This window comes from Enterobacteriaceae bacterium ESL0689, from assembly GCA_029433525.1.
Taxonomy (GTDB): domain Bacteria; phylum Pseudomonadota; class Gammaproteobacteria; order Enterobacterales; family Enterobacteriaceae; genus JAQTIF01.
Map to the genome: position 1 here is coordinate 1,903,497 of JAQTIF010000001.1, position 16,103 is coordinate 1,919,599.

13 protein-coding genes and 3 pseudogenes are annotated in these 16,103 nt (G+C 50.2%); 14 read left to right on the forward strand and 2 right to left on the reverse strand.

Annotation, left to right across the window (positions count from 1 at the left end; all coding sequences use genetic code 11):
* Positions 1 to 20: 20 nt before the first annotated feature.
* Positions 21 to 1,130 (forward strand): iron-sulfur cluster carrier protein ApbC, encoded by a 1,110-nt coding sequence (apbC, locus tag PT300_09205; protein MDF7680747.1) that lies wholly within the window; start codon positions 21 to 23, stop codon positions 1,128 to 1,130.
* Between the two features lie 83 nt (positions 1,131 to 1,213).
* Here the strand turns inward: apbC and PT300_09210 are convergent, their stop codons facing one another.
* Entirely contained in the window at positions 1,214 to 1,522 is a 309-nt protein-coding gene (locus PT300_09210; GenBank protein MDF7680748.1) for an RcnB family protein, read from the reverse strand.
* A 385-nt stretch (positions 1,523 to 1,907) separates the two neighbouring features.
* On the opposite strand from PT300_09210, the gene fbaB reads away from it, so the two are divergent.
* Positions 1,908 to 2,960, forward strand: a complete 1,053-nt coding sequence (fbaB, locus tag PT300_09215) for a class I fructose-bisphosphate aldolase (protein MDF7680749.1) — start codon at positions 1,908 to 1,910, stop codon at positions 2,958 to 2,960.
* 218 nt (positions 2,961 to 3,178) lie between these two features.
* Here the strand turns inward: fbaB and yegQ are convergent, their stop codons facing one another.
* Positions 3,179 to 4,519 carry a tRNA 5-hydroxyuridine modification protein YegQ gene (gene yegQ / locus PT300_09220; GenBank protein ID MDF7680750.1) on the reverse strand — a complete coding sequence of 447 codons (1,341 nt, stop codon included), beginning with the start codon at positions 4,517 to 4,519 and terminating at the stop codon, positions 3,179 to 3,181.
* Between the two features lie 1,220 nt (positions 4,520 to 5,739).
* Here yegQ and PT300_09225 point away from each other — a divergent pair.
* From PT300_09225 to PT300_09280, 12 genes and pseudogenes are all read left to right on the forward strand, one after another.
* Positions 5,740 to 6,234, forward strand: coding sequence for an SH3 domain-containing protein (locus tag PT300_09225; GenBank protein ID MDF7680751.1), 495 nt, complete (start codon positions 5,740 to 5,742; stop codon positions 6,232 to 6,234).
* 23 nt (positions 6,235 to 6,257) lie between these two features.
* Positions 6,258 to 6,761, forward strand: coding sequence for a type VI secretion system lipoprotein TssJ (tssJ, locus tag PT300_09230; GenBank protein MDF7680752.1), 504 nt, complete (start codon positions 6,258 to 6,260; stop codon positions 6,759 to 6,761).
* Between the two features lie 30 nt (positions 6,762 to 6,791).
* Positions 6,792 to 8,112 (forward strand): annotated as a pseudogene (gene tssK / locus PT300_09235) (type VI secretion system baseplate subunit TssK).
* 17 nt (positions 8,113 to 8,129) lie between these two features.
* A pseudogene (locus PT300_09240) lies at positions 8,130 to 9,372 on the forward strand (DotU family type VI secretion system protein).
* A gap of 2 nt (positions 9,373 to 9,374) precedes the next feature.
* Positions 9,375 to 10,448 (forward strand): annotated as a pseudogene (gene tssM, locus PT300_09245) (type VI secretion system membrane subunit TssM).
* Between the two features lie 31 nt (positions 10,449 to 10,479).
* Positions 10,480 to 10,947, forward strand: coding sequence for a phage baseplate assembly protein V (locus tag PT300_09250; GenBank protein ID MDF7680753.1), 468 nt, complete (start codon positions 10,480 to 10,482; stop codon positions 10,945 to 10,947).
* Positions 10,948 to 10,954: 7 nt separating this feature from the next.
* Positions 10,955 to 11,482 (forward strand): hypothetical protein, encoded by a 528-nt coding sequence (locus PT300_09255; GenBank protein MDF7680754.1) that lies wholly within the window; start codon positions 10,955 to 10,957, stop codon positions 11,480 to 11,482.
* Positions 11,483 to 11,496: 14 nt separating this feature from the next.
* Positions 11,497 to 11,712, forward strand: a complete 216-nt coding sequence (locus PT300_09260; GenBank protein MDF7680755.1) for a hypothetical protein — start codon at positions 11,497 to 11,499, stop codon at positions 11,710 to 11,712.
* A 659-nt stretch (positions 11,713 to 12,371) separates the two neighbouring features.
* A complete protein-coding gene (locus PT300_09265; protein MDF7680756.1) occupies positions 12,372 to 12,524 on the forward strand; it encodes a hypothetical protein in 153 nt (50 codons plus the stop codon).
* Positions 12,525 to 12,545: 21 nt separating this feature from the next.
* Positions 12,546 to 14,297, forward strand: a complete 1,752-nt coding sequence (gene tagH / locus PT300_09270) for a type VI secretion system-associated FHA domain protein TagH (protein MDF7680757.1) — start codon at positions 12,546 to 12,548, stop codon at positions 14,295 to 14,297.
* Positions 14,294 to 15,091, forward strand: a complete 798-nt coding sequence (locus tag PT300_09275) for a protein phosphatase 2C domain-containing protein (protein MDF7680758.1) — start codon at positions 14,294 to 14,296, stop codon at positions 15,089 to 15,091. The genes tagH and PT300_09275 overlap by 4 nt, the downstream gene beginning before the upstream one ends.
* Positions 15,092 to 15,107: 16 nt before the next feature.
* Positions 15,108 to 16,094 carry a hypothetical protein gene (locus PT300_09280; protein ID MDF7680759.1) on the forward strand — a complete coding sequence of 329 codons (987 nt, stop codon included), beginning with the start codon at positions 15,108 to 15,110 and terminating at the stop codon, positions 16,092 to 16,094.
* Positions 16,095 to 16,103: the final 9 nt, after the last annotated feature.

The following is a 16,103-nucleotide window of genomic DNA, read 5'->3' on the forward strand; positions in this document are numbered from 1 at the left end:
ATAATAACAAAGGAGTTGGGATGACTGCACAATCCCAGACTAAATCCCCCGAACAGCTGCGGGCGATGGTCGCCGGAATACTGACTAATTTTCAGCACCCGACATTGCAACATAATCTGATCGATCTGAAAGCCCTGCATCATGTTGCCTGGCTTGATGATACCGTACATATTGAAATCCAGATGCCTTTTGTCTGGCACAGCGCTTTTGTTGAGCTGCAGGCGCAATGTGCCGCAGAACTACTGCGGGTCACTGGTGCTCAGGCGCTTGACTGGAAACTGTCATACCATATCGCGACTCTGAAGCGGGTCAACAATCAGCCGGGAATCAATGGCGTTAAAAATATTATTGCGGTGAGCTCCGGTAAAGGCGGAGTCGGTAAATCCTCAACTGCGGTTAATCTGGCACTGGCATTAGCGATGGAAGGGGCGAAAGTCGGCATTCTTGATGCGGATATTTACGGCCCATCCGTGCCCGCTATGCTGGGAGCGGAAGATCAGCGCCCGACCTCTCCCGATGGCACTCATATGGCACCGATCATGAAATTCGGACTCGCCACTAACTCGATCGGCTATCTGGTGGCGGATGACAATGCGATGATATGGCGTGGTCCGATGGCCAGCAAAGCGCTGATGCAAATGCTTCAGGAAACCCTGTGGCCGGACATCGACTATCTGGTACTCGATATGCCGCCAGGCACGGGTGACATCCAGTTAACTCTGGCGCAGAATATACCCGTCACCGGTGCCGTGGTGGTGACCACACCGCAGGATATCGCGCTGATTGATGCCAAAAAAGGGATTGTCATGTTTGAAAAAGCGGGGGTGCCGGTATCCGGTATCGTCGAAAATATGAGCGCACACATCTGCAGTCAGTGTGGTCATCATGAAGCTATCTTCGGCAGTGGTGGGGCAGAGAAGCTGGCCGAAAAATATCATACCCAGCTTCTGGCCCGTTTACCGCTGCATATCCAGCTGCGGGAGGATCTGGATAATGGCACACCGACGGTCATTGCCCGTCCGGAGAGTGAGTTCACCACGATCTATCGTCAGCTGGCGGATCGCGTGGTAGCACAGCTTTACTGGCAAGGGGAAGTCATTCCCGGAGAGATTGCTTTTCGCGCATTGTGATCTCACCTGATCGCTGGCAGTATGCCCTGTGTCTTTGTGCGCCGGTAAGGCACGGGAAAATACAGGGCATTTTGTTTGTGATATTAATGACGATAGAAAATATCGCCATCATAAATTTTGACAATTTCACCGCTATTATCACTGATCAGCACATAGCTGCCGCCCAGATAGGTATAGTGGGTGTCCGCCATCGGCTCAGGCAGATTGCGTAGCTGCCATTGTGTAATCGCGTATTCCGGGGTGAGATACAACGGCGGAACGGCATCACCGCGATGGTATGAGACGAAATCGGCGATGACACTATCCAGCTCGAACTTTTCTACACTGGCCGCCCATCCATAACCGGCACCGATCAATAACACGCTCAGCAGCAGTAGCTTTACTTTACCCATAACACCCTCATTATTCGTCCTCTATCATTATGACTATACCGTCATAGCCTGGTATCATTCCTGAAACAGGGGAGCGATGGCAAGCAGTCATTTGCGCAAAATTGTCAGAAAAGGGTGGCCAGGTAACATTAATCACTCTGGCGGATTAACATAGGGACAACAATGCGTCATATTAAGAGCGTGGCTATTCAGGTCTCCGGCCGTGACCGAAACAGGTGTACGCTGTGGTTTCTCCGCGCTGTCAGGCCCAGGCTGGGATAGCCTCTAAACTAAAGGATAGTACGTTTGCCAGAACACAGGTGCGTCTGGTAATCGATTAACTTGCCCTCATCGCCGGGCAGGAAGACAGGCAGGTTTCGGCCTGCATTAACAGGAGTTATGACTTATGACTGATATTACATCGTTACTTGGCAAAGATGCCGATAGCCTTTTACAGCACCATTGTAAGACGATCCCCGCCGATCAGTTGTATCTGCCTGGGGCAGATTATATTGACCGGGTGATGATTGATAACAATCGTCCGTCAGCGGTGCTGCGTAATATGCAAACGCTGTATAATACCGGACGCCTGGCGGGAACCGGATACCTCTCTATTCTTCCTGTTGATCAGGGAGTAGAACACTCAGCCGGTGCCTCTTTTGCCGCTAACCCGCGCTATTTTGACCCCAAAAATATTGTTGAGCTGGCCATTGAGGCGGGCTGTAACTGCGTGGCATCGACTTATGGCGTACTAGCCTCGGTCTCCCGTCGTTATGCGCACCGCATTCCCTTTCTGATGAAGCTCAACCACAATGAAACCCTGAGTTATCCAACGCAATACGATCAGACGTTATATGCCAGTGTGGAGCAGGCGTTCAATATGGGCGCGGTAGCAGTCGGTGCGACAATCTATTTTGGCTCTGCGGAATCCCGTCGCCAGATTGAAGAGATCTCTGCCGCCTTTGAGCGCGCACATGAACTGGGATTGGTTACCGTACTGTGGGCTTATCTGCGCAATCCGGCGTTTAAGATAGACGGGGTGGATTACCATGCCGCCGCTGATTTAACCGGCCAGGCTAACCATCTGGCGGCCACCATTGGTGCCGATATCGTCAAGCAGAAGATGGCTGACAATAATGGCGGCTATAAAGCGGTGAATTTTGGCTATACAGATGATCGCGTTTATAACCAGCTAACCAGCGACAATCCCATTGATTTAGTGCGTTATCAGTTAGCCAACTGTTATATGGGACGTGCCGGGCTGATCAACTCTGGCGGAGCCGCAAGTGGAGAGAACGATCTGGCTGATGCTGTACGCACTGCGGTGATCAATAAACGTGCCGGGGGAATGGGGCTGATTCTGGGACGTAAAGCGTTTAAAAAATCGACGGCAGAGGGGGTGAAACTGATTAATGCGGTACAGGATGTCTATCTCGACAGTAAAGTCACCATTGCCTGAGCAGGAAAAAAATGTGCCGATGGGTAACATAACCGATCGGCAAGCGTGATTATTATGGACATCCGCTGGAGAAATAAACCTGCGTAACAGAAGGTTACGCAGGTCAGGGAGATTACTTCAGACGCAGAGTTTATTGATTATGCTTTTACTGGCGACAATCATACACGGCTTGCGGTCAGACAGTTTGTGATCAGTTTCTAATTTATGGTGACAGAAAGTTAAGCATGCGGATCGCGAGTTGTCTGGCCAGACAGATTACGCATCAGCAGGGCGTAATCCAGCACGATGTTATCGGGCACTGGTAACCAGACGGTATAGCCATCACCGGGAGCGACAGAGATCGCTTCGCCTTTCCCGTTGAACATCTGTTCAAGGGTGAAATTAATGTTACCCTGTGGCGTTATTAGCTCAAGGCTATCGCCAACAGAAAACTTATTTTTCACCGCCACAGCAGCGCCGTAGTGGTTGCGTTCACCGGTAAACTCTCCCACAAATTGCTGGCGTTCTGATACCGAATAGCCATACTCGTAATTCTGATACTCATCATGGTTGTGACGACGCAGAAAACCTTCGGTATAACCACGGTGCGCTAACCCTTCCAGAGTGGCCAGTAAGCTTTGATCAAACGGTTTTCCGGCCACCGCGTCATCGATGGCTTTACGATACACCTGAGCGGTACGGGCACAATAGTAAAATGATTTGGTACGGCCTTCGATTTTGAGTGAATGGACGCCCATCTCAGTCAGCCGTCCGACATGGGCAACCGCGCGCAGATCGCGCGAATTCATGATATAGGTGCCATGTTCATCCTCAAAAGCCGCCATATACTCACCCGGACGTTGGCTCTCTTCCAGCATAAAAACCCGATCCGTTGGCGCACCGATGCCGAGGTCAGGTTCACTATTTTGAACTGGCACGATATTGCCCACCAGATCTTCTGTTCCTTCCTGAACCTTATATTGCCAGCGGCAGGCATTAGTACAGGTTCCCTGGTTCGGATCACGCTTATTAATATAGCCCGATAACAGACAACGTCCGGAATAGGCCATGCATAAAGCGCCATGAACGAAAATCTCGATCTCGATATCCGGAACCTGACGGCGAATTTCAGCGATCTCTTCGAGGGAGAGTTCGCGCGAGAGAATAATCCGACTGAGCCCCATCTGTTGCCAGAATTTCACGGTCGCCCAGTTGACCGCATTGGCCTGTACCGACAGGTGAATAGGCATCGCCGGGAAGTTTTCCCGTACCAGCATAATCAACCCCGGATCGGACATAATCAGCGCATCCGGCCCCATATCCACCACCGGTTGCAGATCGCGAATGAACGTTTTCAGCTTGGCGTTATGGGGCGCAATATTAACCACCACATAGAATTTCTTCCCAGCCTGGTGGGCTTCATGGATGCCAAGCTGTAAGTTTTCATGGTTGAATTCATTATTGCGGACACGCAGGGAATAACGTGGCTGGCCAGCATATACGGCATCTGCGCCATAGGCGAAAGCATAACGCATATTTTTAAGCGTGCCAGCGGGGGAAAGAAGCTCTGGTTTAAACATGATGTTCTCATTCTGATGACAGGTCAGATTCGCCTCATGCAATGGGGCGAGCTGGAAGGGGAATCACTCCAGGTGGCGGCATTGTAGCGTTGTGGTTAAGGAGAGTAAACCGCTTGCTGGCGAAACAGATCGTGACTGTCCTTGATATACGTCGGTATTGCCTCTCTGCTTCTGTTATCGATAAAAACTGATGACATTCAGTCATGTGACTTATGGTGGTCATGCTGAACGGCTGCCGGGAACATTGGCAACACTTTGTTAAAAAAGAAAGCGCAATTTAGGTTATTTTAGGCTTTGTTGAATAATAGTGAACCATGCTGTTTTATCACACCTGTTTTGGTCATAAATGCTGGTCTCTACTGCGAGAAGCTTCCGACCCTGACCTTAACCTTCTGATTTTACGTTGAGGAAGACCGATGTTTTTGTAGGCACGCAACATAATATCTATTTATTCAACAAAGCCGTTATTTTATGCAAATGTATCTTCTGATATTAAATTGTTCTTTTATTGCTGAGCAGTCATTAAAACTTAATGATAAAAAACAATTAACTTCTTCATGCTGAGATAAATTTAAGTATTGATAACCGTCGTGGCTATTATTTTTTCTCAACGGCTGACTGATAATATCAGCCAGCCGTTGAATACAGTGGAATACTTACGGCTTACCATGTTGATGATCCCACGATCTATCCATTTTTAGTTCTATTTATATTCATCTTTTCTGTACCACTGACTGTGAACTGGTATTTTTTAATATCAAAAAAGGGACGATAATGGCAGGGTCTCTGAGGGTGCGTTTGCCGTGGGGCATGGTGCGCACCGCGATCAGGATATATTTTTATCGTTGCGCATACTATTTTCGGCGGTGATATAAAAAATGAAGGAAACGAGGTGATCAGGCAGCGCAGATTCATCATCATGCAGGAAATCAGCAAGTTGATATCATGGCCTGAAAGCCGTACTCATCCGCGCATTGCGCATGATCGGAGTCATGATTTATCCGCCGTTGACAATTGATAAAAAGCCAATGTAAACTCGCCAATTATATTGCTCTATATCATATTAATTAATATAAAAATATATGAGCACAAATCTTGTTCTGTTGGGTTTGTGCGGTAGCTGTACTCTGACACCGAATAGCCATAGGGTAAAATTATTTGTTAAATATCCAGCATTAATTTTATCTGTCATCATTTAACTATCGCTGTGGAAAAGCATTATGATAATGCGCGTACTGTTTTTACTCTTATCTGTCATGGCAGTATCGAGCTGTAAAACGCCGAAGCCAGTCATAATAACCGACGATACCATTGAGACCACTCAGGTCAATGGCGTGACGTTAAAACACCGGCATATTATTACGCCACCTGTTGAATTCACTCAGATTAATGAACCTTATCGTGCCATGTATCCCGCTTCGCTGATGAGTCGTACTAACTTTGGTGGCAAAGTGCTGCGCACCCTGGAAACGGGAAAAACCTACGTGGTACTAGGGCAGACGGAACAGTTCTGGATGGCTCTCGCGGATGAAGACGGTGATCAGCTTATCGGTTATGTCCCCATGCGGGCGGTAATCAAAGCGGATCAGTATGAAGCCAATGTGCGTAAACAGGCACGGCGTCCCAAGGCACGCAAGAAGACAACCTGCGTCGATGTCGATGGCAATAGTAAGGCCTGCAAAGACAGCGTAAACGGCACCTGGATTCTGGACTAAGCAGATTTTATGGGCTTGTTTCTATGAATAATAAAAATTTTCATAAGATGTGGCTGACCCTTTATCTGGTGTTAATCGCCCTGGTCAGTGGCTGTACCACATCTTCAAACAGCACGCCATCCCGCTATACGTTGCAGTTTCGGGCTAATCCACAAGTCAATCATTCTGCCCCGCTCAAGGTCAGAATGTTATTGCTGAAATCCGATGCTGAGTTCATGTCCAGCGATTTCTACTCGTTGCAGAATAACGCCACTGCCACACTGGGCGCCAATCTGCTGAACAGTGATGTGTTCTTCCTGATGCCCGGTGCACTGGCGAAAACCCTGAGCGGGAAAAGCGATCCACAAGCGCGTTATATCGGGGTGATGGCGGAATATCAGACGCTGGATGGTAAAAAATGGCGTGTCTCACTGCCACTGCCCGACCCCAGCGAAAAGCATATCTATCAGTTCTGGAAGTGGTCGGATGATGAACTTGAGGCCACGGTCTTTCTTGATGTCAATGGCATTCGGATCATCCGGCAGTAATGCGGCCTCCTACACAGGATACAGATCATCATGACGAAAGCAGAAAAGGTTGTCTGGACAGAAGGGATGTTCCTGCGTCCACACCATTTTCAGCGAACAGAAAGTTACCTGCTCAACCATGTTCGTCAATGAGGGGCGTTACAACGATCCTATCTCTGGGGGTTTCTTGATCTTGAACTGGACGAGGCGATGTTGCGTCAGGGCTGTATTGCCCTCAGCTACTGCAGTGGATTACTGCCGGACGGCACCTTTTTCGAGGTGCGTCGTACTCGCCACGGCCCGGTGCCACTGAAAATTCCTGACAATATCAGCAATGAAAAAGTGGTGCTGGCGTTGCCGGTACGGCGAGGTGATCGTGAAGAGGTGATTTTCAGCGAGGAAAAAGCCTCACTGGCGCGATGAACAAGAGGTTGAAGACGATAACGCCATCTCGACAGGCGAGGTCACGGTACAGTTTGGCCGTCTGCGTCTGACATTAATGCTGGAAAAAGATCTGACGGCGGAATGGTCTGCGATTGGTGTAGCCATGGTGAGCGAAAAACGCAATGACAATCAGGTGCCGCTGGATAACAGCTACATCCCGCCGATGCTGAATGCTAATAATAGCCCACAACTCTATAGCATGATCAACGATCTATACAGTTTATTGACACAGCGTAGCCAGCAAATTGCTGTCCGCCTGCGTCAGCCTGGGCGTTTTAACACCTCTGAGCTGACTGAGTTTACCTTGCTCTCACTGATTAACCGCCATCTCGGTGAAATCTCACATTTAAAAGCGCTGCCGCTCCTGCATCCGGAAACGCTCTGGCGTAGCTGGTTACCGTTTGCCACTGAGCTGACCACCTGGACTTCTCAGCGTACCGCGGAACATGCGCTGCCGGTGTATGATCATGACGCCCTGGCGGTCTGCTTCGCTAAACTGATGCTGATGTTACGTCAGGGGCTGTCGCTGGTGATCGAAGATCACGCCATTCAATTGCCACTGCATGAACGTTCTCATGGCCTCAATATTGCCACGGTGCCGGAAGTCAACATGGTTCATGAGTTTGGCTTCGTGCTGGCAGTGAAAGCCAATGTACCGGGTGACCATCTGCGCACCCATTTCCCGGCGCAGATGAAAGTAGCGCCGGTATCTAAAATTCGCAACCTGGTACAGCTGCAACTGCCCGGTATTGTGCTGCGCGCGCTGCCGCAACTTCCCTGGCATGCAGGCTACAGCTACTTCGAACTGGAGAAAGGCAGTGAGCTGTGGAAGGAAATGGATAAATCCGGTGCTTTTGCGCTGCATCTCGCTGGCGAGTTTCCCGGTCTTGAGATGGAGTTCTGGGCCTTCCGTAGTCAGACAGAATAACAAAGCGAGCGCTGAATATGCAGGAACGACAGGATACGGGAAGTGATACTCTGTTTAGCGGAGTCAATGGCAATAACCTACTGGTAGCGGCGGCCAATCCGCTGCTCAACGCGATCCCGCAAATTCGTCATTCAGTCTCCCATGAGGATCAGGAGGCGTTGCGTCAGTATCTGATCGATGAAATTCGCCGTTTCGAAGTTCGCTGTCAGCAGGCAGGATTGCCCTATGAGATGATCATCGGTGCGCGTTACTGCTTATGTACCGCACTGGATGAAGCTGCAGCACTCACTCCGTGGGGAAACAGCGGTGTCTGGTCCAGCGGCGGGTTGCTGGTCACCCTTCATAACGAAACCTGGGGAGGCGAAAAGTTCTTTCAGTTACTGGCGCGTTTATCGCAAAACCCACGCGAACATATTCTGCTGCTGGAAATGATCAACTACTGCCTGTTACTGGGTTTCGAAGGGCGCTATCAGATACTGGATAATGGCCGCACCCAGCTTGAAACCATCAAGCAGCGGCTATGGCAGATGATCCGTAGTGTGCGTGGCAGTTGCCCGCTGCCGCTTTCTTCGCACCCGGAAGACGGCCCGATCCAGAATAAATTATGGCGCCCGATGATACCGCTATGGGCTTGTGTCGCGCTGGTTGGGTTCCTTGCCTGCCTGCCTGCTTTATATTTTTCTTAACTGGAGTCTCAGCGACAACACCAATCCGGTGCTGGCAAAGATTTATCAGTCTCAGCTGCCGGATATTCCCCTTCAGCAACCGGCCAGACAACAGCCAGCGATGCTCAACCTGCGCGGTTTCCTGAAACCTGAAATCGATGCCGGTCTGGTGACGGTGAAAGATGAGGCGGATCGTAGCGTCGTATTACTGAGAGGCGATGGATTATTCGCTTCTGGCTCCACCGTGGTGCGCGACCGTTATGAGCCGGTCATCAACCGTATCGCGCAGGCAATGAACAACGTCAGCGGCAAAATACTGGTGGTTGGATACAGCGATAACATTCCGATACGGAGTGCGCGTTTTGCCTCCAACTATGAACTCTCTCTCGATCGTGCCAGGGCGGTACAAAAACAGTTACAGGAAAATCTGTCACAACCAGAACGTGTCAAGGCGGAAGGGCGTGGTGACGCCAGTCCACTGGTCCCGAATAATACGCCGGAAAACCGCGCCCGTAACCGCCGTGTAGAAATTACGCTGCTGGTGTCGCCTGAAAATACGCGTGCGGAACTGAATGAATTGCCGCAAGGAAACTAAGAATGCTGATGACGCTTCTTTCTATACTGACCAGTCGCATTCTGTGGAGTCTGTTGGGCGTCACTGCGCTTGCGGCAGTGATCTGGATAATGGGCCCGCTTTTATCCATCGCCGATATCCGACCGCTCGAATCCGAACTGAGCCGTATTATCACCATTGTGGTGCTGTATCTGCTCTGGGCACAGAGCTATATTCTGCCCCAGCTCTATAATGCCTGGCTCAACCACAAGCTGATGGATAAGCTCAATGAAAACAGCCGCAACCGGGAAACGGCCGAGCCACAAAAGCGACTGAGCAGCGAAGAACAGATCCTCGCCGGACGTTTTGATGAAGCCGCTCAGATACTGAAAAAGGCTCACTTCAGTAAAGCGGGGCATGGTGCAAAGTGGATCCAGCGCTTCGGTACCCAATATCTCTATCAGTTGCCCTGGTATGTGATTATTGGCGCTCCCGGCTCCGGTAAAACGACTGCACTGGCCAATTCCGGATTGCAATTCCCGCTGGCGGATCACTTTGGTAAGACCGCATTGCGGGGAATTGGTGGCACCCGTAACTGCGACTGGTGGTTTACTAACGAGGCAGTATTACTTGATACCGCAGGATGCTATACCACCCAGGATAGCGAACAGATTCAGGATGCCAATGAATGGCTGAAATTTGTCGGCTTATTGCGTAAATATCGCCGCCGCCAGCCGATTAACGGTGTCATCATCACCATCAGCATCTCTGATCTACTGACCCATTCCGCCGAGGTCTCCCGGCAGCAGGCGGCCGATCTCCGTCAACGGCTCTCGGAACTGCATGAACAACTGGGCATCCGTTTCCCGGTTTACGTTATCGTCACCAAAGTTGACCTGCTCAAAGGCTTCCGCGCGTGGTTTACCGATTACGATAAAAGTCAACGCGACCAGATCTGGGGCTTTACTCTGCCGTGGGAGCAGACCAAACACACCGATTATGATCTGATGACCAACTTCCAGCAGGAGTTTTCGCTGTTACAACAGCGCCTCGATGCTGGTCTGCCGGAAACCATGCTCAAGGAACGTGATGCCAAAACCCGTGCCGAAGCATATATCGAGCGCATGGGCAGGGCAGGGATTTGGCAGCGTGCAGATACCGCGCGTAGGCGATGAAGTGGTGATTGATTTTATCAACGGTGATCCTGATCGCCCGCTGGTCACTGGCCGGGTGTATAACGAAGCGAGCATGCCGCCGTGGCAATTGCCCGCTAACGCCACCCGCATGGGTTTTATGACACGCAGCAAGGATGGCCATGTCGATAACGCCAGCTTCCTGTTCTTCGAAGACAAGGCCGGAGAAGAGTCGGTAGATTTGCATGCTGAAAAAGATATGCGTGTTTCGGTGGAGAATGATCAGGCGGTTAGTATTGATGGCAGCCGAACGACCGTGATCCTCAAGGAACAACAGGATGATGTGACCGGTGACGGAATATTTTACTATCGGGCAAAACGAGCGACGCAGGTGGATCAGGAAGAAACCAGCGTTTTCAATAATAGCCAGACTGAAACCATAAAAAATGGACGAGAAATAAATATCACCTCCGGCGGCGATTAAGATAACCGTGAACGAGGGGCGGAACACGAAAATTACAGGCAAAGAAATTCATCATGTCACTGATAAACTCACCGAAACCTATGAAAATGGACAAGAGACAACAATTTCTGCGGCAGGGAAAAAAGAGATCATTGATGGCGGAATAAATACTCTGGTTCAGAGTGGTAACTGGACGCAAAAAATTGAGAATGGAAAGATAGCCCTTTACTGTAAGCAGGCTATCGATATTTTTAGCGATGAGGCTATTAATTTTCATGCGCCAAAGGCAGAATTTCATCCCGAATTTCATAAATTTTCAATGACGGCATTGAGTGAAAGCGTTACGGGGAACTCATTGAGTATTAATGGAGCTTCTGAAACTGCTACAGCAGTAGCAGGTTCGAGGATAGGTGTTTCACTGTCGCACACTAATGTTGTTTTCAAGCATGATACATTTGTTTCCAGTAATAAGGGTATGGAAGTTAAGCAAATAAAGGCGCTTATCAAGTCTGGTGGTGTGTCTATATCGTCTAAATTACTGACATTATTTTTATAAAAGCAGGAGGAAAAATGAGTACGGGTATTATTATAGCAATAGTGATCTTCATGCTTGTGTTTTGGGCATTCCCGTTAGCAAGGTATCTGTACACAGATATCTATCCCTACTTTAAAGACGCTTCATCCCAGGACGAAGCTTTAGAAAAAGGCCTTGTTGCCCATGCTGATATTATCGCCACTTCCGCTTCAATACCGAAGAGGGCAAAACAGTCACCGCATCGTTATTAAAAGCATTAACATTTAAGGAGATAGAGATGTATAAAGAGGGTAATCTGTCCACGATTAAATATCTGCCCGATGACAATCAAAAAATCGTCATCGTCGAAAAACTACTGATTTCAGGCTAATAAGCGATCACATGGTTGATCATAACTGCGTGATAATTAATGATATAAAAAAGTGATAAAGTAAAAATCTGGTTAAGCGCCAGGCGAATATTTGCTAACAAAAATGAGACATAAGCTATTTTTTTTACTATGCGAGATGGCGGATAAAAACAGAAATTTATAGCAGATATTATTGCTATTGATACACCTTTAAGCTAAAGATACTGATTATCTAAAATAATATGCTATATCTCACTATTTTTTCCTGTTATAGTGCCGATAGCGTAATCGATGAAAGCGTCACTGGTTGATCGACAAATCCACTATCATTATGCTAAAACATGCTGCAGATAATATCTGTCCCGGTCTCCTGCTATTTTGCTGACAGCGCGTGGCCGTGATGAATACATGACAGACGGTGGCAAGGTCATCGTCATATCGTCATCAATGAAAAATATAAAAAAGTGGCTCTGCGCATCTTTAACTTCTTCATAAGAGAAAAAAGCATGTTTTATCTGTGGTTGCTTTTGCTGCCAGCGGGAACAGATTCAGGGAAATAAGATGTTATATCTGTCGAGCTATCCCGGAATAAATATCTGGCCCATCAGGCTATTTTGTCATTTCGGCCATGCCACGCAAGCGCGATACGTGGCAGAAAACAGTGCCCCTGATGTTGCTATTCTCACCCTGGGGGTCGCAACGTTTAAGCATTAATGATTTCAGCAGGAAAATGTCATGCGATTCACGATTATTGCAACGAAAGCCGGTCATCAGCCACCCCAGAGCCGCTGTGATTTCTATACCCCTGGCGGCACCATTGGTCGCAGTTCGGATAATAATCTGGTGCTGCCGGATAATGACCGCGCTATCTCGCGTTTGCAGGCGATAGTACACGTTGATTCTGAGGGAAGATGTAGCGTCACCAATCGCGGTAGCGTCACCAGTGTGGTGATGAATAATATTCCGCTGGAACGAGGACGTCAGGTGGAGCTGCAGGAAGGCGATATCCTCGCGATTGATGATTATCGCATCGAAGTTACCGCTATCAGCAGAGATACGTCATCCGCCAGTCAGCAGACGGCGAGTGAGCCCGCGCAAACCGCTCCCGCGCTGCTCACGGCACCTGCGCCAGAGCATGTCCCGGATAGCCCGCAAGGGAAGCCTGCCGCCGTGCCGACGGAAATATGGGATAGCCTGATGCAGGAGTTTTCCATCTCGGACAGTATCTCTCATAACCATCGTGCGCAGCCATCCGCAACGGCGTTACCTGACCCGTTATCACAACCGACCCTCCCGTCACGTAACGCAGAAGATCCGCTGGCGATATATCAGGACAGCGATCCGCAGCTTGAGCATAAAAATGTCGATCCCAGTACCTTCTTTAACGATGATGGCTTATTTAACAGCGAGAGCATTCTTGACGATGTCACCCCCTCCACCCTGCAACCACCGTTTGAGAATAAACCGACGCCCTTAGAAGAGGTGGTTGATGGGCTTGATCCGCTGGCTCTGTTTGACGGTAATGCCAGTGCGCCGACCAGCAGTCATCATGATCCGCTTGGTTTAATGGCCGGGGCACCGCTCACCCATCCCGATGATATTCTGAGTAGCATCTCAGAGCCGAAACAGAACGAACAGCCACTCGTCAGTGAGGCGCCGTTTGTCTCACCACCCCCCCAGGAAGCACCACAGCCAGAGGTCAGTAATGACGCTCCAGTCCATGAAGAACCGGCCGCTTTTATCCTGCCAACCCCACAGGCGATCGCCCGTAACACGACACAAACACCGAAAGGGCGCCTGCGAATCGACCCGGTCAAAAATGCCACCGCCGCCACCGCGCCCGACCAGAACGCTGAAAAGGGTGACATCCTGCAGGGAGAGCTGCTGACCGCCTTGCTGGAAGGGATGGGATTAAACGACATGCAGCCAGTACCGCAATTCGACCGGCAAAACATGTATCAGCTGGGGCAGATACTGGGCATGTTCTCGCAGGGAACGGTGGCACTGCTCTCGTCGCGTTCGATTCTCAAACGTGGCGTCAAAGCAGATATGACGATGGTACTGGATGATGCGAATAACCCGTTCAAACTGTTACCAACCGGAAAAACGGTGCTTATTCAGATGTTTGGCACACTGATGCCGGGTTTTATGTCGCCGACCAAATCGGTGCGCGATGCGCTGATTGATCTGCAGGCGCATCAGCTGGGGATGATTTCCGGCATTCGCGCCATCATCGCCGCGATGCTGCAATCCTTTAATCCGGAACAGCTGGAGGAACAGGCGAAGCAGCATGGTGTGACATCGCGCCTCGCGCTGCCTGGTAGCCGGAAAGCCGCACTGTGGGACTATTTTGTCCGTCACTATGGTGAAACGGCGGGCGAGATTGAAGATGATTTTCATACGCTATTTGGCGAGGCCTTCCTCCATGCTTATGACATGGAGGTTAATCAGTACAAAGACTCACAAAGTGGATCAGAAGAACAATGAATATTGTAACGGCTTCTCTCTCCCGCCAGGGGACACGCGCCAGCAATCAGGATCAGACCGGAGAAAACATCGGTAAACATGCCGCTTGTTTTGTCGTCTGTGATGGTATCGCCGGTCTGCCTGGCGGTGAAGTGGCGGCTGAGCTGGCGCGTAACAGCATTATTTCTCGCTTTGATGGTGAAAAACATCTTAACGCCCAGCATATCCGCGACTACGTGCAAACGGCAAACCGCACTATCCTTGGTGAACAGCAGAGCGTAGAGAATTATCGCCGGATGGGGACGACGCTGGTCAGCCTGTTTATTGATCGTGATTACCGTCTGGCCTACTGGGCACACGCCGGTGACAGCCGCCTGTATCTGTTTCGTCGTGGCTGGCTATGGCATGTCACTACCGACCACAGCCTTGTGCAGCAGATGAAAGATGCCGGGCAACAGACCGAGAACCTCAATAGCAATCTGCTTTATCTGGCGCTGGGTATTGAAACCGGTGGCCCGGAAGCCAGTTATAGCGATGTCGTGCCGGTGGAAGATGGCGATGTCTTTTTGCTCTGCACCGATGGTTTCTGGCATGGCGTCAGTGAAGAGCAGATGAAACAGTCGCTGCATATGGTCAAAACGCCCCAGGAGTGGCTGACATTAATGAGTCAGCTGATTGAAAAGAATAGCGAACAGGAGGGGAGTGCCCAGGATAACTATACCGCAGTGGCGGTATGGATGGGTGATCCCCAGGATACCACGTTGTTACATACTCTCTCTGATGCCGCACAATTCTTTTCCTGCAGCACAGATTAAACACACAAGGAGTGATATGAAACTCTGGCTATCGGCTCTGGCACTTGTTGCGGTGACATTGAGCGCAGCAGCTGAAAATTTTCGCATCGTGCAGTCGCCGATGCAAAAACTGGATATCTGGATCGACGACATCAGGGACAATACGCCCGAAAGCTGGTGTCAGTCTGATGTAACATTGCGTATCGTGGCGCACGGTAAGAAAGATCTGTCGGTGCTGAAAAACTTTTTGCCGCGTCTCGGTTCACTGCTCGAACATCAGTGCGGCAAACTGAATACCCTGCACTGGACACTCAATAACCCGGCAGGCGTCATGCTCATGCAGGGTAGCGCCAGTCAGGCGCAGGGATGGGGGCCGATAGTCCAGTCGCCGGAGAGCGCACCGGTCTATGCGGCGACCAGTGACCCGTTACTGCCGCCGGAGCAGGACCCGGAATCCCATACCGTGGCTGCCGACCGGACACCGTGGCAGGAGTTTACCCTCCAGGATGGTTGTCATCTGCGCACCTTCTGGCAGGGAGGCGCTACCGCCTCGGCGCTGTTTATCCCCGATTCCGGCCTGGCACGCTGCAGTGACGGTAGCTGGCTGAATGGTCACACCGTGATCTCACAGATCCGCAACGGTGTGCAGGAAGAGCTCGCCGTCACCTATGTTCACGGCTTTCCGGTGGTCGGGCTGGATAGCCGTGTCGATGCGAAAAACGCATTAATCGCCTCGGTAAATAACGAACGGATGGTGTTCAGCACCCAGGAGAGCGGGCAAAGCTGGATGATCCTGCCCTATGACAACACCCTCAATGTCTGGAAAAGCAACGGCACAATAGCGATGGCGATCTCGCCAGAAACCGCCCGTGATAACGCCAAGCTGCAGGCACATATTACCGCTGTCAAACAGATCTGGCAACGGTGGATTAGCCCGGAAACCCCCTTGAATATTATCCTGATTGACACGCTCCGCCCTCAGTTACGTGATCCGGCGGTCGGTGTCTGGCGGACGGCAGAGTAAGGAATGGCT

Bases quoted from the DNA above. Each gene is read 5' to 3' on its own strand.
- apbC (MDF7680747.1), top strand. From the start codon at position 21: ATGACTGCACAATCCCAGACTAAATCCCCCGAACAGCTGCGGGCGATG.
- PT300_09210 (MDF7680748.1), bottom strand. From the start codon at position 1,522: ATGGGTAAAGTAAAGCTACTGCTGCTGAGCGTGTTATTGATCGGTGCC.
- fbaB (MDF7680749.1), top strand. From the start codon at position 1,908: ATGACTGATATTACATCGTTACTTGGCAAAGATGCCGATAGCCTTTTA.
- yegQ (MDF7680750.1), bottom strand. From the start codon at position 4,519: ATGTTTAAACCAGAGCTTCTTTCCCCCGCTGGCACGCTTAAAAATATG.
- PT300_09225 (MDF7680751.1), top strand. From the start codon at position 5,740: ATGATAATGCGCGTACTGTTTTTACTCTTATCTGTCATGGCAGTATCG.
- tssJ (MDF7680752.1), top strand. From the start codon at position 6,258: ATGAATAATAAAAATTTTCATAAGATGTGGCTGACCCTTTATCTGGTG.
- PT300_09260 (MDF7680755.1), top strand. From the start codon at position 11,497: ATGAGTACGGGTATTATTATAGCAATAGTGATCTTCATGCTTGTGTTT.
- PT300_09265 (MDF7680756.1), top strand. From the start codon at position 12,372: ATGTTATATCTGTCGAGCTATCCCGGAATAAATATCTGGCCCATCAGG.
- tagH (MDF7680757.1), top strand. From the start codon at position 12,546: ATGCGATTCACGATTATTGCAACGAAAGCCGGTCATCAGCCACCCCAG.
- PT300_09275 (MDF7680758.1), top strand. From the start codon at position 14,294: ATGAATATTGTAACGGCTTCTCTCTCCCGCCAGGGGACACGCGCCAGC.
- PT300_09280 (MDF7680759.1), top strand. From the start codon at position 15,108: ATGAAACTCTGGCTATCGGCTCTGGCACTTGTTGCGGTGACATTGAGC.